A 21,776-nucleotide genomic window follows, 5' to 3' on the forward strand; every position below is an offset into this window, starting at 1 on the left:
ATCCCCGTCGAGTGTAAAGAGAAGGTAATGCGCAGGTCTCGCGTTTTCGTGCGCTTACTGCCACAGGCCGGTTACAGATCACGGTCTGCCATGGATCGGCCGGGCGTGCAATGATGGCGGCGCCAACTGCATACCGGCCGTTTGAATCCGCGCGGGAGAGTCCCCGGCCGCGCCGGGGCGCCGAAGGAGCAAGTCCCTCCCTTGAATCTCTCAGGCACCGTTACCGCGTGGGCGAGGCACATCTGAAAAGCGGGCCGCCCCTCGACGGGCTGCCCCACCCAAGGTGCAAGTCCTGGTCGCCGTACTCCGGTGGTCGTGGCGAACCTCTCAGGTTTCGATGACAGATGGGGAGGATCGACCTCGCCACGTCCTGTCCTGGGAGACGACCGACCGATGAGCAGTACAGAACTCCGCCGTACCGCGCTCGATGCCACGCATCGCGCGCTGGGCGCGACGATGACCGACTTCGCCGGCTGGGACATGCCCCTGCGCTACGGCTCCGAGCGCGACGAGCACGTCGCGGTGCGCACCCGGGCCGGGCTCTTCGACCTCTCGCACATGGGTGAGATCACGGTCACCGGTGCGGGCGCCGCCGAGCTGCTGAACTTCGCGCTGGTCGGCAACATCGGCAGTGTGAAGCCGGGCCGCGCCCGCTACACCATGATCTGCCGCGAGGACGGCGGCATCCTGGACGACCTGATCGTCTACCGGCTGGGCGAGACCGAGTACATGGTCGTCGCCAACGCCTCCAACGCCCAGGTCGTGCTGGACGCCCTCACCGAGCGGGCCGCCGGCTTCGACGCCGAGGTGCGCGACGACCGCGACGCCTACGCGCTGCTCGCCGTGCAGGGCCCGGAGTCCCCGGGCATCCTCGCGTCGCTCACCGACGCCGACCTGGACGGCCTGAAGTACTACGCCGGTCTGCCCGGCACCGTGGCCGGCGTCCCGGCGCTCATCGCGCGCACCGGCTACACCGGCGAGGACGGCTTCGAGCTGTTCGTGAAGCCGGAGCACGCCGTGGAGCTGTGGCAGGCGCTGACCAAGGCGGGCGAGGGCGCCGGGCTGGCCCCGTGCGGCCTCTCCTGCCGGGACACGCTCCGCCTGGAGGCGGGCATGCCGCTGTACGGGCACGAGCTGACGACCGAGCTGACGCCCTTCGACGCCGGGCTCGGCCGGGTGGTGAAGTTCGAGAAGGAGGGTGACTTCGTCGGGCGCGCCGCGCTGACCGAGGCCGCCGAGCGCGCCGTTTCGGAGCCTCCCCGCGTCCTGGTCGGCCTGGTCGCCGAGGGCCGCCGGGTCCCGCGCGCCGGGTACCAGGTCGTCGCCAACGGCGAGGTGGTCGGCGAGGTCACCTCCGGCGCGCCGTCCCCGACGCTGGGCAAGCCGATCGCCATGGCGTACGTCGACGCGGCGCACGCGGCCGTGGGCACCCCGGGTGTCGGTGTGGACATTCGGGGTAGCCACGAGCCGTACCGCGTCGTGGCGCTGCCGTTCTACAAGCGCCAGAATTGAAGTTCTCTCCCGGGCTGAGCCGGGAGACTCTCCCCTGGATCGCTCCGGGGAGTTTGACAGGTCATGCCTGTCCGGCGACGACCCTCCCGGCCGCCGGAGCAAGTACAGGACTCGCTCGGGTTGTTGGGGACTTGGCTGTCGCCCCCGACATGCGCAGAGCATATCAGACGATGGGCGCGGTCTGTAGCAGCATCGTAACGCTGCGCACATGATCTGTGCTCACCAGCAGTCCCAGCAGTCCCCCATTCACCAGCACTCCCCCGCGTACAGGAGAATCCAGGCCATGAGCAACCCCCAGCAGCTGCGCTACAGCAAGGAGCACGAGTGGCTGTCGGGCGCCGAGGACGGCGCCTCGACGGTCGGCATCACGGAGCACGCGGCCAACGCGCTCGGTGACGTGGTCTTCGTCCAGCTCCCCGAGGTCGGCGACTCGGTGTTCGCGGGCGAGACCTGCGGCGAACTGGAGTCCACCAAGTCGGTCTCCGACCTGTACTCCCCCGTCTCCGGCGAGATCACCGAGGTCAACGAGGACGTCGTCAACGACCCGTCGCTGGTGAACTCCGCGCCCTTCGAGGGCGGCTGGCTGTTCAAGGTGCGCGTCACGGACGAGCCGGCCGACCTGCTCTCCGCCGACGAGTACACCGCCTTCACCGCCGGCTGAGGAGTCACGACCACATGTCGCTTCTGAACACACCCCTGCACGAGCTCGACCCCGACGTCGCCGCCGCCGTCGACGCCGAGCTGGACCGCCAGCAGTCCACCCTCGAGATGATCGCCTCGGAGAACTTCGCCCCGGTCGCGGTCATGGAGGCCCAGGGCTCGGTCCTCACCAACAAGTACGCCGAGGGCTACCCCGGCCGCCGCTACTACGGCGGCTGCGAGCACGTCGACGTGGTCGAGCAGATCGCCATCGACCGGGTCAAGGCGCTGTTCGGCGCCGAGCACGCCAACGTGCAGCCGCACTCGGGCGCCCAGGCCAACGCGGCCGCGATGTTCGCGCTGCTCAAGCCCGGCGACACGATCATGGGTCTGAACCTCGCCCACGGCGGGCACCTGACCCACGGCATGAAGATCAACTTCTCCGGCAAGCTCTACAACGTGGTCCCGTACCACGTCGGCGAAGACGGCCAGGTCGACATGGCCGAGGTGGAGCGCCTCGCCAAGGAGACCCAGCCGAAGCTGATCGTGGCCGGCTGGTCCGCGTACCCGCGTCAGCTGGACTTCGCCGCGTTCCGCAAGGTCGCGGACGAGGTCGGCGCGTACCTCATGGTCGACATGGCGCACTTCGCCGGTCTGGTCGCGGCGGGCCTGCACCCGAACCCGGTGCCGCACGCGCACGTGGTGACCACCACCACGCACAAGACGCTGGGCGGCCCGCGCGGCGGTGTGATCCTCTCCACGGCCGAGCTGGCCAAGAAGATCAACTCCGCCGTTTTCCCCGGTCAGCAGGGTGGCCCGCTGGAGCACGTGGTGGCCGCCAAGGCCGTCGCCTTCAAGGTCGCCGCGAGCGAGGACTTCAAGGAGCGCCAGGGCCGTACGCTGGAGGGTGCCCGCATCCTGGCCGAGCGCCTGGTGCGGGACGACGCGAAGGCGGCGGGCGTGTCCGTCCTGACCGGCGGCACGGACGTCCACCTGGTCCTGGTGGACCTGCGCGACTCCGAGCTGGACGGGCAGCAGGCCGAGGACCGCCTCCACGAGGTCGGCATCACGGTCAACCGCAACGCCGTCCCGAACGACCCGCGTCCGCCGATGGTGACCTCCGGTCTGCGCATCGGTACGCCGGCCCTGGCGACCCGCGGCTTCACGGCCGAGGACTTCGCCGAGGTCGCGGACGTGATCGCCGAGGCGCTGAAGCCGTCCTACGAGGCGGAGGCCCTCAAGGCCCGGGTGAAGACCCTGGCCGACAAGCACCCGCTGTACCCGGGTCTGAACAACAAGTAGACACCGCGCGTGTTCGGGGCGCCGTGCCCGCCACAAGCGAGCCCGGCGCCCCGCCCCCGAAGCACCACCTCTGCACCACCCCCGTTCTGAGGAGTCCCCCGTGGCCATCTCGGTCTTCGACCTGTTCTCGATCGGCATCGGCCCGTCGAGCTCCCACACGGTCGGCCCGATGCGCGCGGCTCGCATGTTCGCCCGCCGCCTGCGCAACGAGGAGCTGCTGGGCTCCGTCGCCTCGGTCCGGGCCGAGCTGTACGGCTCGCTCGGCGCCACCGGCCACGGCCACGGCACGCCCAAGGCGGTGCTGCTCGGCCTGGAGGGCGACTCGCCCCGCACGGTGGACGTGGAGACGGCCGACGAACGCGTCGAGACGATCAGGTCCTCGGGCCGTCTCCGCCTCCTCGGCGAGCACGAGATCGCCTTCTCCTACGACGACGACATGGTCCTGCACCGCCGCAAGGCCCTCCCCTACCACGCCAACGGCATGACCCTGTGGGCGCACGACGCGGCCGGCGCGGAAGTGCTCTCCAAGACGTACTACTCGGTCGGCGGCGGCTTCGTCGTCGACGAGGACGCGGTGGGCGCCGACCGCATCGTGCTCGACGACACGGTGCTGAAGTACCCCTTCCGCACCGGCGACGAGCTGCTGCGCCTGTCCCGGGAGACGGGCCTGTCCATCTCCGCCCTGATGCTGGAGAACGAGCGGTCCTGGCGCGACGAGGACGAGATCCGCGAGGGCCTGCTGGAGATCTGGCGCGTGATGCGGGCGTGCGTCGACCGCGGCATGTCCCGCGAGGGCATCCTGCCGGGCGGCCTCAAGGTCCGCCGCCGCGCCGCCAACACCGCGCGCAAGCTGCGCTCGGAGGGCGACCCGCAGGCCCTGTCCATGGAGTGGATCACCCTCTACGCCATGGCCGTGAACGAGGAGAACGCGGCCGGCGGCCGGGTCGTCACGGCCCCGACGAACGGTGCGGCGGGCATCATCCCGGCGGTCCTGCACTACTACATGAACTTCGTGCCCGGCGCCGACGAGGAGGGCGTCGTCCGCTTCCTCCTGGCCGCGGGCGCCATCGGCATGCTCTTCAAGGAGAACGCCTCCATCTCCGGCGCCGAGGTCGGCTGCCAGGGCGAGGTCGGCTCCGCCTGCTCCATGGCGGCCGGCGCGCTCGCCGAGGTGCTGGGCGGCTCCCCGGAGCAGGTGGAGAACGCCGCCGAGATCGGTATGGAGCACAACCTGGGCCTGACCTGCGACCCGGTCGGCGGCCTGGTCCAGATCCCGTGCATCGAGCGCAACGGCATGGCCGCGGTCAAGGCGGTCACGGCGGCGCGGATGGCGATGCGCGGCGACGGGTCCCACAAGGTGTCCCTCGACAAGGTCATCAAGACCATGAAGGACACCGGCGCGGACATGTCGGTGAAGTACAAGGAGACGGCCCGGGGCGGGCTCGCGGTGAACATCATCGAGTGCTGAGGGAAGGGAACGGGACTCTCCCCTTCCCCGCGGAACGGGACTCTCCGTTCCCCGCGCGCTACTCCCGTACCGCGTGCCCCAGGGCCCGCAGAGCTCGGTCACGGGCCGGGAGGCCGGGGAGGACGTTCGCGGCGGACTCCAGCAGCAGGGTGGCGACCGTCAGTTCCAGGCGGGGAACCGGGAGCGGGACGCCCCGGGTGCGGGGGAGCGGCAGGTCGGCCGCCGTGGCCGTGGCTGCGGCCAGGCGGGCGCGGGCCCAGGCGAGGAGGGCGGGAGTCAGGTGTTCCGCGTCCTCCTGCCCGGCCGCGTGCAGCGCGGTCGGCAGCGCCCCGGCCAGGCGGGTCAGGATCTCCTCCCGGTGGTCGCGCAACAGCACGGCGCCCGGGGCCGGCGGCCTGGGACTGCGAGCAGGCCCGCCGGGTGCGGCGGCGGTCGCCCACGGCGGTGAGACCCGGCCGAGCCCCTCTTGGAGCGCGGTCGCGAAGGTGCGGCCCACCAGTTCCGCGGCGCCCTCGAACGCCATGGGCGGAGCGGCTTGAGGGTCGCCGCGCGGGGGACGGTCCGCGGCTCGGTGGGCCCCGGCCCGCGGGACCGGCTGCGCCACGGCCTGCCGTACCGTCTCCGGCACGTGCTCACGAGACGTCCGCGGTGCCGTAGACCGTGTTGCCCTCGGTCCGGCGGTCCTCTTCATCCTGTCTCCTCGTCGCGCTCGGCGATGGGACGCGGTCCGGCCGACATCCCCGTACGGCCGAAGTCCGTTGTGCGGTGCCGCTGTTCGGCCGTTCCCGATCGGACCGTATGCCTGCCGCTCCCCCACCGGCCCATGCCCCGGTAATTCGCGGATCCGGGGCAGGATCCGGGCAGTCACGCGGTGTCCGCGGAGAATGGCCGATTCCGCGCGGTCGCGGACCGCGACCGGGCAGCCACGGAGTGACATACGCGACTCTTGCCGGTCGGAAGCGTTCGCTGAGGTTAGGCTGCCGCTCATGCGATTCGGGGTGCTCGGCCCACTTGAGGTACGGACCGTGACGGGACGACCGGTTCGGGTCCCCGAAGTCAAGGTCCGCATGCTGCTCGCGACCCTGCTCGCCCACCATGGTCAGGTGGTCCCCACCGCTCGTCTCATCGAGGCGTTGTGGGGCGGCGCGCCGCCCGCCAATCCCATGGCGTCGCTGCAGGCCAAGGTCTCGCAACTGCGGCGGGCCCTGGAGGACGCCGAGGAGGGCTCCCGCGACCTGGTGGTGCACCGGCCGCCGGGCTACACGCTGCGCGCGGAGAAGGACGCCCTCGACGTACAGCGCTTCCGCGCCCTCGTGGCACACTCCCGCACACTGGCCGAGCCACGGGCGCGGGCGGACGTTCTCGCGGACGCGCTGGCGCTGTGGCGCGGTCCGGCCTTCACAGACTTCACCGACTTCGCCGACGAGCCCTTCGTACGGGCGGCGATCGACCAGCTGGAGGAGGAGCGGCTGACAGCGGTCGAGGAGCACTCCGAGGCACGGCTCGAACTGGGTGAGCACAGCCTGCTGGTGGGCGAGTTGAGCGCGCTGACGACGGCCCATCCGCTGCGTGAACGGCTGCGGATGGCGCACATGCGGGCGCTCTATCAGGTCGGCCGGTCGTCGGAGGCGCTGGAGAGTTACACGGATCTGCGCCGTCATCTGCGCGAGGAACTCGGCCTTGTGCCCGGCCAGGCCATCGACGCGCTGCAACAGGCCATCCTGCGGCAGGATCCGCCGCTGCTGGAGCCGAGCCGGCCGGTCGCGGCCCAGCGGTCCGTGGGGCGGTCGTGCGGCAATCTGCCGGACACCCCGGGCGCGTTGCTGGGGCGGGACGACGCGTTGCTCCAGGGGACGCGTCGGGTGACGGCACACCGGCTGGTGACGATCACCGGTCCCGGAGGCGTCGGCAAGACCCGGCTGGCGCTGGCGACGGCGCAGGGGCTGTCCGGTGAGTTCCCGGACGGTGCCTGGCTGGTGGAGTGCGGAGGTCTGGGCGCGCCCGGACCGGCCACCGAACGCTGGCACCTCGCCCAGCACGTGCTGGAGACGCTCGGTGTCCGGGAAGCGGCGGGCCACAGCGATGTGCCGAGCGCGGACGGGTCGCGGGCGCAGCGGCAGCTCGTGGATTTCGCGGCGGCCCGCCGGATGCTCCTCGTACTCGACAACTGCGAGCATGTGCTGGACGACGCCGCTGAACTGGTGCGGCGATTACTGGAGCAGGCGCCGGGCGTGAAGGTGCTGGCCACGAGCCGCGAGCCGCTGCGGCTGGCGGGTGAGGCGGTGCTGCCCCTGCCGCCGCTGCGGCTGCCGGAGTCGGCGGACCCCGCCGAGCTGGAGGAGTCCAGTGCCGTCCAGCTGTTCGTCGAACGGGCGCGGTCCGCCGACCCGTCCTTCGTCCTGGACGCCGAGACGGCCCCCGCGGTCGCCGCCATGTGCCACCGCCTGGACGGCATCCCGCTGGCACTGGAGCTGGCCGCGACCCGGGTGCGGGCGCTGGGCGTGCACGAGTTGCTCGACCGGCTCGACGACCGGTTCCGGGTCCTGAACTCCGGCTACCGCGGCGCCCCGCGCCGCCAGCAGACCCTGCACGCCACCATCGAGTGGAGCTGGAGTCTGCTCAGCCCTCAGGAGCAGGTCGTGCTGCGGCGGTTGTCCGTGCACTCCGGCGGGTGCACGCTGGCCGCGGCGGAGGAGGTGTGCGGCGGGGGCGAGGTGGCCGCCGACGAGGTCATGGACATCCTCGCCCGGCTGGTGGACCGGTCGCTGGTCACGCGCTCCGACAGCCCGGCCGGCCCCCGCTACCGGATGCTGGAATCGGTGTGCGCCTACGTCAAGTCCCGGCTGGCGGAGTCCGGTGAGGCCGCGGAGGTGGCACGGCGGCACGCCGTCCACTACACCGAGCTGGCCGAGCGGGCACGGCCGCACCTGCACGGGCCCGAACAGCACATCTGGCTGCGGCGGCTGTCCGCGGAGTCCGCCAACTTCCGGCGGGCCGTGGAGGAGGCGGTGACCGAGGGGGCCGCCGACCTGGCCCTGCGGCTCGTCGACTCACTGGTCTGGTTCTGGCTTCTGATGGGCCGGCTCACCGAGGCGCGGGGCGCGCTGTCCTGCGCCCTGGCCGTCGCTCCCGAGGAGTCGGCACCGGCCGTCGAGGCGGCCACCTGGTGCGAGGGGATCGGGCTGCTGCTGGGCGAGATCGAACCGGAGGAGCAGTGTCTGGCGCCGCAGGACCGGATCCGGGGGGAGCAGCGTTCGGTGGGCATCGCACGCGCCACCTGGTTCGTGGGGCACGCGCTGTGGGAGGTGGGCGCGCTGGCCGCGGCCGAGCGCTGGGTCAACGCGGCGCTGACCGAGTTCCGTGCGCTGCGCGACGCCTGGGGGGTGGCGGCCGCCCTCAGCAGCCGGGCCGCGCTGGCGATGACCACGGGCAACCTGGAGGCGCTGCACGACGACGCCTTGGAGGCGCGGGCACGGTTCACCGATCAGGGTGACGCCTGGGGCCAGCTGAAGGCGGCGCAGGCACTGGCCGTGCACGCGGAGATCACCGCGGCGTACGACGAGGCCGCCCAGCTGCACCGCGAGGGGCTGCGGATGGCCGAGCCGCTGGAGCTGTGGTCCGAGGTGTCGCGCCAGTTGTCGGGCCTGGGCCGGATCGCGCTGCTGTCCGGGCGGTACGACGAGGCGGAGGAGCTGCACCGGCGGTCGCTGCGGCTGGCGGCCGAGCAGGGCAACCAGCCGGCGGAGCAGATGGCCGAGCTCGGGCTCGCCCTCGGCGCCCGGCGCCAGGGCGACCTGGAGACCGCGGAGGCGCATCTGCTTCCGTGGCTCGACTGGAACCGCAGCCGGGGGGCGAGCAACGGCCTCGCCCTGATCCTCGCCGAGCTGGGTTTCTGCGCGGAGCTGCGGGGGGACGCCGAGAACTGCCTCGCCCTGCACCGGGACGGACTGGCGTCCGCGCTGGCGTCCGAGGATCCGCGGGCCGTCGCCCTCTCGCTGGAGGGGCTGGCCGGAGGCTACGGCCTGGCCGGACGGCCGGCCAGGGCAGCACGCCTGCTCGGCGTCGCGGAGGCGACCCGGAACCGCTCCGGGGCGCCCCTGCCGCCCGCCGAGCGCGCCGATGTGGACCGCATCTCCGCCCAGTTGCGTGCGACGTCCGGGACGGAGGCGTTCGCCGTCGAGTTCGCCGCCGGCTGGCTCGTGGACCACCGCAGGGCAGCGGAAGAGGAACTGCCGGCCGCCGGGGACGACCGGGCCGCCCACGGCCAGGAGCCGCACGAACCTCCCACGGCCGTCCTCCGGGCGGAGTCGCCCGGCCGGAGCCGACGACGCCGTGGGCCGCGACCGCCCCATTTGTTCAGCCAGACCTCGCCCACCGCCTTCGGCGGCGAGGACGGCGAGAGCGGCCCGGGCCGGGAGATCCCGGCCTGACCGTCCCCGTGTGCCTCCCGACGACGCCCACCCCGCCGCCGGCCGGACCGGGGCGAGGTGGGCGGGTGTGCCGTCGTGGTGGACGCGGTCAGCGGTGGGACTCGTCCGTCCAGAGGCGGCTGCTCAGGTCCGCGCCGCGCAGTACCTGAACGCGCCAGGGATCGATCCGGATCAGGCCGTACTTCGGGTCGGCCGGGCCCCGCCAGAAGTTGCCCGGGTTGTAGCCGACGCCGCGCGGGCTGCCCTTGGCGTACAGCTCCCAGGCGTAGGTCTTGGTCTCCAGGTCCTCCGCCCAGTGGGAGACGCTGTCGACGAAGACCGCGTTCTGCCGGGGATTCCAGTACGAATACGTGGTGTGTGGATTGTTCGCCAGGTGGGCCACCTTGACCGGGGTCTTGTAGGCGGCCAGCCAGCCGACCGGCTTACCGTCCACCGTTTCCCAGATGGGCAGCAGAACACGCGCCCGCGGTCTTCCCTTCTTGTCGACAGTGATCATCGTGCAGTACACGATGTCCTGGATGTAGTTCACGAAGGCGTCCTCGATTTCCGAGAACGAAGCAACCTTCACAGCACCCATGTGCGGCACCTCGAAAATTCGTCGAAAAGCAGAATGCGGGCGATGTGCCCCCAGTCGACCTCAGCGTGCCGCACACTCCGCTCCGGGAGAAGAAGGCACTTTGAAGTCACCGACTCACCGCGGGAGAACCCGGTTCACGGCCTTTCAGGCGTCCCACGCACCGCGCCCCGCGGCTTCCCGCGCGAAATCCGCGAAGTCCCGCGGGGCCCGCCCCAGGACACGCTCCACGGTGTCGGTCGGAGTGGCGTTCAGGTTCCGGCGGATCTGCCCGGCGAGGTCGGCCACGAAGCCCGCGTAGTCGGCGGGGACGTCGTAGGAGAGCAGCTCGGCGACGTAGTCGTCGGGTGCGACGGGGAGGTAGGTGACCGCTCGCCCGCGGGCCCCGGAGATCTCCTCGGCCGCCTCCGCCAGGGTGAGCGCGCGGGCCCCGCTGAGGTCGTAGACCTGCCCGGCGTGCCCGTCGTCGAGCAGTGCCGCCGCGGCCACCTCGGCGACGTCGCCCGCGTCCACGAACGGCTCGCGGCCGTCCCCGGTGGGCAGCCGGATCTCGCCCGCGCGTACGGCGTCCAGCAGCACGCCCTCGTCGAAGTTCTGGAAGAACCAGTTGGGCCGCAGCACGGTCCACTCCGCACCGGAGTCGCGCACACCGCGCTCGCCGGCGCCGAGGTCCTTGCCGCCCACCAGGCCCGTGGTGCGGGCCTGGAGCAGGACGAGGCGGCGTACGCCGCACTCGACCGCGAGCTTGGCCAGGGCGCCGATCTCGGCCTCGGCGTCCCATGCGCCGGGCTGGTCCTGCCGGTCGACGAGGTAGGCGGCGCGAACGCCGGTGAGGGCGGGCTCCCAGGTGCGATCGTCGTTCCAGTCGAACCGGACCTGCGCGGACCGGCCGGCGGCGCGCACCGACGCGCCTCGCGCGCGCAGGCTCGCGGCGACCCTGCGTCCCGTCTTCCCGGTGCTGCCCAGCACCAGGATGTCTGTCTGCGTCATGGCTTCGTCTCCCGTACTGGATGGGCCGTGCTGAATTCCGGCCGTGCTGTGGGATGTGGGACCGCGCCGGCGCACGCTCCCCGGACGCGGGGGCCGCCGGACGGGGGACGGTCCGGCGGCCCCTGCGGGAGTGCGGCCCGGCACGACCGGGCGTGGCCGCTCAGAGGAACGGCGTGTCCGGCTCCAGGCCGAGGAGGGAACGGCCGTGCACCTCCTGGTTGGTGTTGAAGGCGAACAACGCGTGCAGGGCGAGGCCGCGCATGTCCCGGTGGAAGCGCTGCAACGGAACGTCCCGCATGATCACCGACGCGCCGGCCGCCTCGAAGAGTCCGTCGACGGCCTCCTTGGCCAGCTGGATCGCGAACGCGGCCTGGCCGCGCGCCTCGGCCCGCTCCGCGACGGACGGCAGGGTGCCGGCGTCGGCGTGCCGTTGCAGCCGCCGCAGCCAGGTCTCCTGCAGTGCCTCGGCGGCGGCGATCCGGTTGGCGGCGGTGGCGACCTGGATCTGGGTCAGCGGGGACTGGCTCTGGTCGGTCCACGACGTGTAGGTGATGCCTCGGCCGGGCAGCCGCTCAAGGAACAGCTCGTACGCGCCCCGCGCGATGCCCAGGTAGGCCGCGCTGCCCTGCGCCATGAAGAACGGGATGAAGGCGTAGTTGCGGCCGGCGGCACCGGTGTCGGCGCGGTCCCCGGTGGTGCCGGCGAGCACGTCGAGCAGGCTGACCACCCGGTGGGCCGGAACCTTGACGTCTGTCGCGCCGACCGTGGAACTGCCGGTGCCGGCCGCGGCGGAGGTGTGCCAGTCGTCGGCGATCGTCAGCTCGGAGAACGGCACCAGCGCCGCGTGCGGCACGGGGGTGCCGTCGGGCCCGTTCAGCAGTGCCGCGAGCAGGCCCCAGCCGGCGCCGCGGGCACCGGAGATCCACTTCCAGCTGCCGCTGAGGGAGTAGCCGCCGTCCTCGGCGGTGAGTGTGCCGGTCGGCGTGAAGCCGGTGGACACCCGTGCCGAGCCGTCGGCGTAGACCTCCTTCTGCGCCTCGTCCGGGAACAGGCTCGGGACCCAGGAGCTGGACACGTAGATCATCGCGACCCAGCCGGTGGCGGTGTCGGCGCGGGAGATCTCGCTGATAATGCGCACCTGGTCGGCGACGGGGGCCTCGAGGCCGCCGAAGCGAGCCGGAACGTTGAGACGGAAGACACCGGCCTTTTCGAGGAGATCGATGTTCTCTTCCGGAATCCAGCGACGTTCCTCGGCCGGTGCCCCGGATTCCCGGAAACGGCCGGCCAGGTCGGCCACCTTGTCGAACACCGCAGCGGTCGCGCCTTCGTTCGTGGTCATTCTGCCTCCTCGGCTCCTGTCCGGTTTACGGAATTCAGTGTGCCGAGGAGGGCTCTTGGGCCGGTAATCGCGGAATCTCAGGGCGGCGGGCCGGGTGTGCGGACGGTCAGCGGCCGGTAAGCATCGGAATTGGCCGGGAAGAACGGGATGAGCGGGAAGGGCGGGAAGAAACGGGATGAGCGGGAAAAGGAGTTCGCCCCAGGCGCGGGGGATTGCCTGGGGCGAACGCAGGGGGCCCGTGAAACGGGTCTGGGGTCAGCGCGCGGTCTCCGCCGACTCCAGGACGGGGCCGGCCTCGGCGGCCGGCTCGGCCGTGGCCGCGCCGCTCTTGCCGCGCAGCCCGAACATGCTGATCACGACGGCGACGACGGCGGCGATCAGCGGGACGAGCAGGGCCGCGCGGTGACCGTCGAGCATCTCCTGGGGGCTGGTGCCGTCCGTAGCGGCGGTGATCGCCGTGGTGGCGGAGGACAGACCGAGCGCGGCGCCGAACTGGAAGGAGGTGTACAGCAGTCCGCCGGCGACGCCCTGCTCCTCCTCCGCGATGCCGTCGGTGGCGACGATGGTCAGCGGGCCGTAGGCGAGCGAGAAGGCGAGGCCCAGGATGATGAGGCTCGGGAACATCATCATGTACGTCCAGTCGAGGCCGACGGGCAGCATCAGGGCGTACGAGAGCGTGGCGAGCAGCAGACCGCCGAAGATGACCCGGCCGTTGCCGAACTTCTCCACCAGCTTCGGGGTGAGGGTCGGCGACAGGATCGCGTCGATGCCGATCACGATCATGGCGAAGCTGGTCTCCAGCGTGGACCAGCCGCGCAGTTCCTGCAGGTACAGCACGATGATGAACTGGAAGCCGAAGAACCCGGCCGCGAAGAGCAGTCCCGCGAGGTTTGCCCGGACCAGGCTGCCGTTGCGGAAGATGCCGAGCCGGACCAGCGGCGTGGACGACTTGCGCTCGATCAGTACGAACACCAGGAACAGCGCCAGGCTGGCGGCGACGATCAGCGCGGTCTCGCCGACCGGCTCGTGACTGGCGCGCTCGACGGCGACGACCAGCAGCAGGATGGCCGCCGTGACGCTGATCGCACCGCCGACGTCCATACGCTGTCCGGCGCGGTCGGGCTTGGGCGACTTGGGGATGAGGGCCGCGCCGGCGACCAGGACGATGAACGAGAGGATCACCGGGGCGAAGAACACCCAGCGCCAGTCGGCCGAGGCCAGCAGGCCGCCGACCACCAGGCCGATGGAGAAGCCGCCCGCCGCGGTGCCGGAGTAGACGAGCAGGGCCTTGTTGCGCTGCGGGCCCTCCGCGAAGCTGGTGGTGATGATCGACAGGCCGGCCGGGGTCATGAAGGCCGCCGCCACACCGGTGACGAACCGGGCGACGAGCAGCATCCAGCCCTCGGTCGCGAGTCCGCCGAGCCCGGAGAAGAGCAGGAACACGGTCAGCCAGAACAGGAACATCTGCCGGCGCCCGAAGAGGTCGGCGGCGCGGCCACCGAGCAGCATGAAGCCGCCGTAACCGAGGACGTAGGCGCTCATCACCCACTGGAGCGTGCCGGTGGACAGGCCCAGGTCGGCCCGGATCGACGGCAGCGCCACGTTGAGCATGGCGACGTCGACGCCCTCGAGGAAGATCGCACCACACAGCACGAACAGCACGCCCCAAGCGCGCCCGCTCATGCGATCAGTGCCGCTGTCCGGAGAGGATTGCAGTGCGGACACGGAAATGACTCCTTGCTGGAGAGAAAAGGGGGGAGGAAACGGAACCCGGGCGACCGCTTGGAAATGCGGTTCCCACTTGTAACCACAGGCATCATCCGGCAGTCTGAATGGCTATGGAAGAAGGCACTTTGAAGTCACCCACTCACTGCACGGGTACCGACGACGATTACGAGGTGATGCAGTGGGACACGCGGCAGGGCTGCGAGGTACGCCAGATCCTGGACCGTGTGGCGGACAAGTGGTCCCTGCTGGTGATCGCGCTCCTGGACCGCCGCACTCTGCGTTTCAGCGAACTGCGCCGGCAGATCGAGGGCATCAGTCAGCGCATGCTGACCGTCACGCTGCGTCAGCTGGAGCGGGACGGCCTGATCAAACGCACTGTTCACCCGGTGGTTCCCCCGCGCGTCGAGTATGAGCTGACGCCACTGGGAGGGACCCTGCACAACACCATCCGCACCTTGGTGACCTGGACGGAGGCACACCAGAGCGAGATCTCGGACGCCCGCACCGAGTATGACCAGCGGGCGTCGGCACAGGCCGAGGCGTCCTGAGCCGCCCACCGTTTCCCGATTCGCCTTCGCTGATCCGGCGCGCCGATGTGCCATGCGTTCTCGGCGCGCCGAACGCATGCCTGGCCGATTACTCGGCGATTACTCGCCGATTACCGGAAACTGCCCCCTGAATGACCTCCGAATGGCCAGCGAGTGAGCAGCGAATGGGCCCTGAATGCGGACCGAATAGGCGTCCGAATGTGCGGTGGAATGACTCGCCGGTGACCGCATGGTGGCCTGCTGATGCTCCGGGCGGCCTACCTTCCGGGCGGGATGCCCGAGTTCCCTCGGGCACGGCCACTTCGGAGGAATGCGTGACTGAACGTCAGGAATCAGCCGTCCTGCTGGATTCCGTTCGCGCCGCCGCTCCCGTGATCCGGGAGCACGGCGCCGAGGCGGAGGAACGGGGGCAAGTACCTCGGGAGACCCTCAGACTCCTGAACCGGGCAGGGGTGTTCCGCATGGCGGTGCCCGAGCGGTTCGGAGGTCTGGACCTGCCCCTGGCCCGGCAGGCGGAGGTGGTGGGCGAGGTGGCCCGCGCCTGTCCGTCCACCGGCTGGAACATGACGGTGTGGCTCACCGGCGCGGTGATGGCCGGACTCTTCCCGGACCAGGCGCAGAAGGAGGTGTTCGACGGGGGCGCCGTACGGGTGTCGCTCGGTTTCGCGCCCACCGGACGCCTCACTCCGGTGGACGGCGGCTATCTGCTGACGGGCCGCTGGAACTACAACTCCGGCTGTCACGCGGCCGACTGGGACTGCGTGGCCGCGGTGCTGGAGCGTCCGGACGGCGAGGAGGGTGATGAGGAGGAGTTCTTCGCGCTCGTACCGCTGACGGAGCTGTCCATCGTCGACGACTGGGACGTGTCGGCGGGACGCGGCACCGGCAGTGCCACCGCCGTCGCCGAGCGGGTCTTCGTCCCCGCCCATCGGCTGATCTCGTACGAGGGTGCCGTGACCGGCGAGACTGGCGAGCGGTGGAACGCCCAAGTGCCGGGAAGGGGCTACGGTGCAGTCGCGTTCATCATGACGCTGTACGCGACGATGGCCTCGGGCATCGCGCGCGGCGCGTACGAGCTGTTCCTGGAACGGCTCCCCGGGCGCGGCATCACCTACACCTCCTGGGAGGACCAGCGGCAGCACCCGCTGACACAGCAGCAGGTGGCCGCCGCCGCCAACCGGATCGAGGCGGGCTCCGCGCTCGTCGGCCGGGTGACCGCGCTGCTCCAGGAGCGCGCGGACGCCGGCGTACCGCCCACGGACGAGGAGAAGGCGCAGGTCCGCGGCCGCGCGGCGTTCGCGGCGGAGCTGGCGAAGGAGGCCGTGGAGTTGCTGTACTCGATGAGCGGCGCCTCCGTGATCAAGCGGAGCGTGCCCTTCCAGCGCTATCACCGCGACCTCCTCGGCTTCTCACTGCACGCCCTGGCCCAGGTGCACACCAACCTCGAGGTGCAGGGCCGGGTCCTGCTCGGACTCGATCCGGGCAGCGACATCCTCTGACCACCCGAGCGCGGCTTCCGGGGGGGGGGGGGGGGGGTTGGGGTGGGGGGGGGACCCGGGCGGGGGCGGGGCTGGGAGGAAGGCGGGGCGCGGGGGCGAGGCCCTGGCCTGGAGCGGAGCTGGGACGAGGGCGGCGCGCGGGGCGGAGCCCTGGCGTGGAGCGGGGCTGGGCTGCGGGTGACGCGTGGGGGCGGAGCCCCAGCCTGGAGCGGAGCTGGGAGGAGGGCTGGGCGTGGGGGTGAGGGGGTGGGCATGGGGCCGGCATGTGCGGCGCGGGGGCGGGGCCGCGGGGCTGACAGCGCGGCGGTCCGGTCCTCCCGCCGGAGGGCCGGACCGCTCACCGCCGACCGGATCCCTGGGGAGCCGGTCGGTGGTCACCGAGCCCGGTGGTCACCGAGCCTGTGCCGGAGTGCGGGGCCTACGAATCAGCCGGTCAGGCCGGAGCCGTCCCCACTGCCGGTGCCCGTGCCGTCACCGGCGTTCCCGGCACCGGCACCGGCATCCCCGCTGCCGGCACCGGCACCGGCATCCCCGGCACCGTCACCGGCGTCACCGGCACCCGCGCCGCCCACCTCGTCACCGCCGCCGACGGCGTCGCCGCCCCCGGCCTCTTCGCCGCCGGCCTGGTCACCCGCGCCGGCCTCCTCGCCGCCCGCCTGGTCACCCGCGCCGCCGGCCTCCTCGCCCGCGCCGCCCGCCGCGTCGCCGCCGAGGGTGGCGCCGACGGCTTCCAGGGCCGTGGTGACCGGCTGGAAGAAGGTCTCGCCGCCGACCGCGCAGTCCCCGCTGCCGCCTGAGGTCAGGCCTATCGCGAGGCCGTCCTGGGTGAAGAGGGAGCCACCGCTGTCGCCCGGTTCGGCGCACACGTCGGTCTGGATGAGGCCGGTGACCGTCCCCTCGGGGTAGTTGACGGTGGCGTCCAGGCCGAGGACCTGGCCGTCGGCCAGACCGGTGGTGCTGCCCATGCGGAAGACCTGCTGCCCGACCGTCGCCTCCGATGCCTGGCTGATCTGGACGGTCTGGTCCCCGAGGTTGACCTCGCTCGGCGCCTCGGTGGCGGGGCCGTCGTACTTGACGAGCGCGAAGTCGCCCTCGCCGGGGAAGACCGCCTGGTCGACGGTGGCGATCGGCTGTCCGTCCTGTGCGTCGGACCACTGGTCGTCCGCGACGCCGCAGTGACCGGCCGTCAGGAAGGCGGGCGAGCCGTCGCCCGCGGTGACGTTGAAGCCGAGGGAGCAGCGCGCGCCGCCGCCGAAGATGGCGTCGCCGCCCGACACGAAGGTCTTGAAGGTGCCCGCGGACTTCTTGATGGTCGCCATGCCGGAGCCGAGGTTCTCGACGGTGGACTCCAGCCGGTCCCAGTCGGCGCCGGTGACGGTGCTGTCGGCGGTCACCAGAAGCTTGTTGGTGCGCGGGTCGATCGCCCACGAGGTGCCCGGGATGGTCGCCTCCGACTTCAGCGTCCGCGCGCCGGTCCGCAGCTCGCCCATGCTGTTGTCGACCTCGCGGACGTCCGCGCCCGCCTTCTTCGCCTGCACGATGACCTGGTTGTTGTCGCCGGGTACGACGTTGACGACGAGCTGCTGCTCGCCTGCGTCGTAGTACGACCCGGCGAAGGCGTCGCCGAGCAGGCCGGCGAGCTGCGAGGCGAGATCCGACGCGTCCCCCGCCTTCAGGGTCCTCGGCGCCGCCGCGGCGTCGTCCGAGGACCCGCCGTCCTGCGAGGCGTTGGCGTTCGGCAGCAGGATCGCGGCCGCGCCGAGCGCCACCACACCGCCTGCCGCCATCGCGGCCTTGCGCTTCGGAATTCGCTTGTGACTCAACCTTCTCGACCTCCTGGGACGGGGTCCGTGCCGCCGGTCCGGCAGCTGTTGGGGGGGCGCCTGGATGGCTGTTGGTACGCACGGGCCGGACAGGCCGTTCAATCGCACCGGATTGACACACTCCGCATTCGTCCGGTAACGCTCTGTTCCGATCACGGAGCGGAATCCATGCTTCAGCGAATCTGCACATCGAATGCCCAACCCGGTCATCCTCGGTGGGGGATCTGCACAAACCCGAAGCGCTCGGCACGCCTTTGGGGCGGGTGTGCCGGATTCGCCTCCGTACGGGCAAGGGGCCGCACGGGACGATGTCGCGCCTCGTGTGAAGAAGTCGCCGCGAAGGCGTGCCCACTCCTGCACGGTTGGACGCCCAGGCGTTGCAAGTGCCCTGGTGGGACGGGGTGCTTGATTGGAAGCGCGGACCGGCAGCGTGCTTTGATCCATCGCACCGCGGGGGCCGCGGAGGGCTCCGGAAAAGGGCGCCCGGCGCCTGCGGTCGCGGCCGTCATCTGTCCCCAGAGGGGGCCGCTCCCCCCTTGTGAAATGGCTATACGAAGGGAAGTTCCATCATGAACTCCACCCCCCAGGTTGAGACCGTCGAGATCTCCGACGCCGACCTCGACAACGTCTCCGGCGGCCTGAACGTCAACGCCGTCGGCACCGTCACCGGCCTGGTGGACGGCATCGCCCCGGTCTCCGGCCTGCTCAACACCGCCGTCGGCACCGTCGAGGGTGTCACCGGCCTGAACACGGCCCCGGTCACGGGCCTGGTCGCCGGTCTCTGATCGCGCCCATGTGCCGCTGAGTCCCGGAGCCGTCCAGGCTCCGGGACTTTTCGGCCGTTGTGCCGCGGTTCGCCCTCCGCGGCTTCGCCGGAAGACCCTGGGATACGTCCGACGTGCAGTTCCGCCAACAGGCCCTCGCAAAACTCCAGTCACCGGAGGAACTCGACCTTCCGGTGCGTTTCGCCCGCCCGCAGGGCTGGCTGGTGCTGTCCGTGACCGTGGTCGCGATGGCCGCCGCCTCCGTGTGGGCGGTGAGCGGCTCGGTGACCTCCACGGTCGGCGCGCCGGCCATCCTCACGCACGGACAGGGCAGTTACCTCCTGCAGAGCCCGGTCTCCGGCCAGGTCACCGCCGTCCTCGCGCGCCAGGGTGAGCGGCTCGCCGCCGACTCCCCCGTGCTGAAGGTGCGTACCAGCGAGGGCGAGACCGTGGTCCGCACGGTCGACGCCGGCCGGGTCAGCGCGCTCGCCGCCACCGTCGGGCAGATCATCCAGACCGGCGCGAACGTCGCCTCCGTGGAGAAGGTCGCGCGCGCCGACGACCCGCTCTACGCCACCGTCTACGTCCCCGCCGAGAAGGCCGCCGCCATCCCCGCCCACGCCTCCGTCGACCTGACCGTCCAGTCGGTGCCGGCGCAGCAGTACGGCGTACTGCACGGGGAGGTGAAGTCGGTCGACCGCTCGGTGCAGTCGGCGCAGACGATCGGCGCGTTCCTCGGCGACAGCCAGCTCGGCGAGCAGTTCACCAATGAGGGCAGGCCGGTGGCCGTGACGGTCCGCCTGGACACCTCGAAGTCCACGAAGAGCGGCTACGAGTGGTCGTCCGCGGACGGGCCGCCGTTCGACCTGACCTCCATGACCATGGCCACGGGTTCCATCCGGCTGGCCGACGAGCGTCCCGTCGATTGGCTGCTGCCGTGAGCACCGCACAGGAGACCCGGGGCAGACGCCGCGCCGCCCCGCCGAAGCGCAGGGTGCCCAGGAGCCGGGCGAAGACCGTCCGTACCCCCACCGTCCTCCAGATGGAGGCCGTGGAGTGCGGCGCCGCCTCGCTCGCCATGGTGCTCGGCCACTACGGCCGGCACGTCCCGCTGGAGGAGCTGCGCATCGCCTGCGGTGTCTCCCGGGACGGCTCGCGCGCCAGCAACCTGCTCAAGGCCGCGCGCGGCTACGGCTTCACCGCCAAGGGCATGCAGATGGACCTGGCCGCCCTCGCCGAGGTGACGGCGCCGGCCATCCTGTTCTGGGAGTTCAACCACTACGTCGTCTACGACGGCGTGGGGCGCCGTTTCGGCCGCCGCGGGGTGTTCATCAACGACCCCGGCAAGGGCCGCCGCTTCGTGTCCCTGGAGGACTTCGACGGGTCCTTCACCGGGGTCGTACTGACCATGGAGCCCGGCGACGACTTCACCCGGGGCGGCCGGAAGCCCGGCGTGCTGGGCGCGATGCCGGCCCGGCTGCGCGGCACCGCGGGCACGCTGCCCGCCGCCCTGCTGGCGAGCCTGCTGCTGGTGGCGGTCGGCGCGGCGGTGCCGGCACTCAGCCGCACCTACATCGACATGTTCCTGATCGGGGGGCAGACCTCGCTGCTCGGCGTGCTGTTCGCGTCGATGGGGGCCTGCGTACTGCTCACGGTGGTGCTGACGTGGCTCCAGCAGGCGAACCTGCTGCACGGCCGCATCATCTCCTCCACCCTCTCCAGCGCCCGCTTCCTGCGCCACCTGCTGCGGCTGCCGGTGACCTTCTTCTCCCAGCGCAGCCCGGCCGACCTGGTGCAGCGCCTCCAGTCCAACGACGCCGTCGCCGAGACGCTGGCCCGCGACCTCGCCGCGGCGGGCGTCGACGCGATCGTCGTCGTCCTGTACGCCGTGCTGCTGTACACGTACGACCCCCAGCTCACCTTCGTCGGCATCGGTGTGGCGCTGCTCAACATCCTCGCGATGCGCGTCGTCATCCGGCTGCGCGCGACCCGTACGGCGAAGCTGCGCGCGGACACGGCGCGGCTGACCAACACCGCGTACACCGGCCTCCAGCTGATCGAGACGATGAAGGCGACCGGCGGTGAGGACGGCTACTTCCGCAAGTGGGCGGGGCAGCACGCCACCACCTTGGAGGAGCAGCAGCGGCTCGGGGTGCCGAGCGCCTGGCTGGGCGTGGTCGCGCCGACGCTCGCGACACTCAACAGCGGGCTGATCCTGTGGATCGGCGGCATGCGGGCGGTCGAGGGACACATCTCGGTCGGCCTGCTGGTCGCCTTCCAGGCGCTGGTGGTCCGCTTCACGGCCCCGCTGACCCGGCTGAACGGTGTCGCGAGCCGCATCCAGGACTTCGCGGCCGACGTGGCCCGGCTGAAGGACGTGGAGAACTTCCGCGCCGACCCGCTCTACGACCGTCCCGGCGGGATCGACTCCACCCGCCGGCTGCACGGCCATGTCGAGCTGCAGAACGTCTCCTTCGGCTACAACCCGCTCGACAAGCCCCTGCTCACCGGCTTCGACCTGACCGTCGGGCCGGGGCAGCAGGTGGCCCTGGTCGGCGGCTCGGGCAGCGGCAAGTCCACCGTGTCCCGGCTGATCTCGGGGCTGTACGCCCCGTGGGACGGCGTGATCCGCATCGACGGCCAGCGGCTCGATGACATCCCGCGCGGGGCGCTCGCGTCCTCCGTCTCCTTCGTCGACCAGGACGTGTTCCTCTTCGAGGGCTCCGTCCGCGACAACGTGGCGCTGTGGGACCCGTCGGTCCCGGACGACGCGGTGGTGGACGCCCTGCGCGACGCCGCGCTGTACGACGTGGTGATGCGCCGCCCGGGCGGCATCCACAGCCGGGTCGAGCAGGACGGCCGGAACTTCTCCGGCGGGCAGCGCCAGCGCCTGGAGATCGCGCGGGCCCTGGTGCGCCGGCCCAGCATCCTCGTCCTCGACGAGGTGACCAGCGCCCTGGACGCGGAGACCGAGCTGGTGGTCATGGACAACCTGCGCCGGCGCGGCTGTGCCTGCGTGGTGATCGCGCACCGGCTCAGCACCGTCCGGGACAGCGACGAGATCGTCGTACTCCAGCACGGCACCGTCGTGGAGCGCGGACGGCACGAGGAACTGGTCGCGCACGGTGGCGCGTACGCGGCGCTGGTCAGGGAGCGGTGA

16 protein-coding genes and 1 riboswitch are annotated in these 21,776 nt (G+C 71.6%); of the genes, 10 read left to right on the top strand and 6 right to left on the bottom strand.

The genetic code is table 11. The features are described 5' to 3' along the window. Positions 1-142 precede the first annotated feature (142 nt). A riboswitch (glycine riboswitch) is annotated at positions 143-236 on the top strand. Between the two features lie 157 nt (positions 237-393). The 4 genes from gcvT to ACFCZF_RS02305 all read left to right on the top strand — a co-directional run bounded on the left by gcvT (position 394) and on the right by ACFCZF_RS02305 (position 4,921). Continuing rightward, on the top strand, positions 394-1,512 hold the full coding sequence (gcvT, locus tag ACFCZF_RS02290; protein WP_376670022.1) for a glycine cleavage system aminomethyltransferase GcvT: 1,119 nt from the start codon (positions 394-396) through the stop codon (positions 1,510-1,512). 283 nt (positions 1,513-1,795) lie between these two features. Continuing rightward, positions 1,796-2,173 carry a glycine cleavage system protein GcvH gene (gene gcvH, locus ACFCZF_RS02295; RefSeq protein WP_376670023.1) on the top strand — a complete coding sequence of 126 codons (378 nt, stop codon included), beginning with the start codon at positions 1,796-1,798 and terminating at the stop codon, positions 2,171-2,173. A gap of 14 nt (positions 2,174-2,187) precedes the next feature. Next, positions 2,188-3,453 carry a serine hydroxymethyltransferase gene (gene glyA / locus ACFCZF_RS02300; RefSeq protein WP_375908615.1) on the top strand — a complete coding sequence of 422 codons (1,266 nt, stop codon included), beginning with the start codon at positions 2,188-2,190 and terminating at the stop codon, positions 3,451-3,453. Between the two features lie 100 nt (positions 3,454-3,553). Then, positions 3,554-4,921: an L-serine ammonia-lyase gene (locus ACFCZF_RS02305; RefSeq protein ID WP_376670024.1), complete on the top strand. Its 1,368-nt coding sequence runs from the start codon at positions 3,554-3,556 to the stop codon at positions 4,919-4,921. Between the two features lie 58 nt (positions 4,922-4,979). Here ACFCZF_RS02305 and ACFCZF_RS02310 read toward each other — a convergent pair whose 3' ends face one another. Further along, complete coding sequence (locus tag ACFCZF_RS02310) at positions 4,980-5,549, bottom strand: hypothetical protein (protein WP_376670025.1); 570 nt, start codon at positions 5,547-5,549, stop codon at positions 4,980-4,982. A 358-nt stretch (positions 5,550-5,907) separates the two neighbouring features. Between ACFCZF_RS02310 and ACFCZF_RS02315 the strand changes: the two genes are divergently transcribed. Beyond that, on the top strand, positions 5,908-9,351 hold the full coding sequence (locus ACFCZF_RS02315; RefSeq protein WP_376670026.1) for a BTAD domain-containing putative transcriptional regulator: 3,444 nt from the start codon (positions 5,908-5,910) through the stop codon (positions 9,349-9,351). An 88-nt stretch (positions 9,352-9,439) separates the two neighbouring features. Here the strand turns inward: ACFCZF_RS02315 and ACFCZF_RS02320 are convergent, their stop codons facing one another. From ACFCZF_RS02320 to ACFCZF_RS02335, 4 genes are all read right to left on the bottom strand, one after another. Continuing rightward, entirely contained in the window at positions 9,440-9,928 is a 489-nt protein-coding gene (locus tag ACFCZF_RS02320) for a pyridoxamine 5'-phosphate oxidase family protein (RefSeq protein WP_376670027.1), read from the bottom strand. A 144-nt stretch (positions 9,929-10,072) separates the two neighbouring features. Continuing rightward, the gene (locus tag ACFCZF_RS02325; protein ID WP_376670028.1) at positions 10,073-10,915 is read right to left on the bottom strand and encodes an SDR family NAD(P)-dependent oxidoreductase; all 843 of its coding nucleotides are present in this window, start codon (positions 10,913-10,915) and stop codon (positions 10,073-10,075) included. A gap of 160 nt (positions 10,916-11,075) precedes the next feature. Further along, positions 11,076-12,254: an acyl-CoA dehydrogenase family protein gene (locus ACFCZF_RS02330; RefSeq protein ID WP_376670029.1), complete on the bottom strand. Its 1,179-nt coding sequence runs from the start codon at positions 12,252-12,254 to the stop codon at positions 11,076-11,078. Positions 12,255-12,509: 255 nt separating this feature from the next. Further along, positions 12,510-13,937 (bottom strand): MFS transporter, encoded by a 1,428-nt coding sequence (locus ACFCZF_RS02335; RefSeq protein WP_376670129.1) that lies wholly within the window; start codon positions 13,935-13,937, stop codon positions 12,510-12,512. A gap of 155 nt (positions 13,938-14,092) precedes the next feature. On the opposite strand from ACFCZF_RS02335, the gene ACFCZF_RS02340 reads away from it, so the two are divergent. Beyond that, on the top strand, positions 14,093-14,530 hold the full coding sequence (locus tag ACFCZF_RS02340) for a winged helix-turn-helix transcriptional regulator (protein WP_376670030.1): 438 nt from the start codon (positions 14,093-14,095) through the stop codon (positions 14,528-14,530). 314 nt (positions 14,531-14,844) lie between these two features. Next, on the top strand, positions 14,845-16,029 hold the full coding sequence (locus ACFCZF_RS02345) for an acyl-CoA dehydrogenase family protein (RefSeq protein WP_376670031.1): 1,185 nt from the start codon (positions 14,845-14,847) through the stop codon (positions 16,027-16,029). 425 nt (positions 16,030-16,454) lie between these two features. Here ACFCZF_RS02345 and ACFCZF_RS02350 read toward each other — a convergent pair whose 3' ends face one another. Then, entirely contained in the window at positions 16,455-17,852 is a 1,398-nt protein-coding gene (locus ACFCZF_RS02350) for a S1 family peptidase (RefSeq protein ID WP_376670032.1), read from the bottom strand. Positions 17,853-18,421: 569 nt separating this feature from the next. Here ACFCZF_RS02350 and ACFCZF_RS02355 point away from each other — a divergent pair. From ACFCZF_RS02355 to ACFCZF_RS02365, 3 genes are all read left to right on the top strand, one after another. Further along, positions 18,422-18,637: a hypothetical protein gene (locus ACFCZF_RS02355; RefSeq protein ID WP_003978108.1), complete on the top strand. Its 216-nt coding sequence runs from the start codon at positions 18,422-18,424 to the stop codon at positions 18,635-18,637. Positions 18,638-18,750: 113 nt separating this feature from the next. Then, positions 18,751-19,557, top strand: coding sequence for an HlyD family efflux transporter periplasmic adaptor subunit (locus tag ACFCZF_RS02360; protein ID WP_376670033.1), 807 nt, complete (start codon positions 18,751-18,753; stop codon positions 19,555-19,557). Next, positions 19,554-21,776 carry an NHLP family bacteriocin export ABC transporter peptidase/permease/ATPase subunit gene (locus ACFCZF_RS02365; RefSeq protein ID WP_376670034.1) on the top strand — a complete coding sequence of 741 codons (2,223 nt, stop codon included), beginning with the start codon at positions 19,554-19,556 and terminating at the stop codon, positions 21,774-21,776. Before ACFCZF_RS02360 ends, ACFCZF_RS02365 begins: the two co-directional genes overlap by 4 nt.

This window comes from Streptomyces sp. NPDC056296 (assembly GCF_042268605.1).
Lineage (GTDB): Bacteria > Actinomycetota > Actinomycetes > Streptomycetales > Streptomycetaceae > Streptomyces.

Coding starts and splice junctions, on each gene's coding strand:
- ACFCZF_RS02315 (WP_376670026.1), top strand. CDS start 5,908: ATGCGATTCGGGGTGCTCGGCCCACTTGAGGTACGGACCGTGACGGGA.
- ACFCZF_RS02335 (WP_376670129.1), bottom strand. CDS start 13,937: ATGAGCGGGCGCGCTTGGGGCGTGCTGTTCGTGCTGTGTGGTGCGATC.
- ACFCZF_RS02340 (WP_376670030.1), top strand. CDS start 14,093: ATGGAAGAAGGCACTTTGAAGTCACCCACTCACTGCACGGGTACCGAC.
- ACFCZF_RS02325 (WP_376670028.1), bottom strand. CDS start 10,915: ATGACGCAGACAGACATCCTGGTGCTGGGCAGCACCGGGAAGACGGGA.
- glyA (WP_375908615.1), top strand. CDS start 2,188: ATGTCGCTTCTGAACACACCCCTGCACGAGCTCGACCCCGACGTCGCC.
- gcvT (WP_376670022.1), top strand. CDS start 394: ATGAGCAGTACAGAACTCCGCCGTACCGCGCTCGATGCCACGCATCGC.
- gcvH (WP_376670023.1), top strand. CDS start 1,796: ATGAGCAACCCCCAGCAGCTGCGCTACAGCAAGGAGCACGAGTGGCTG.
- ACFCZF_RS02330 (WP_376670029.1), bottom strand. CDS start 12,254: ATGACCACGAACGAAGGCGCGACCGCTGCGGTGTTCGACAAGGTGGCC.
- ACFCZF_RS02320 (WP_376670027.1), bottom strand. CDS start 9,928: ATGGGTGCTGTGAAGGTTGCTTCGTTCTCGGAAATCGAGGACGCCTTC.
- ACFCZF_RS02355 (WP_003978108.1), top strand. CDS start 18,422: ATGAACTCCACCCCCCAGGTTGAGACCGTCGAGATCTCCGACGCCGAC.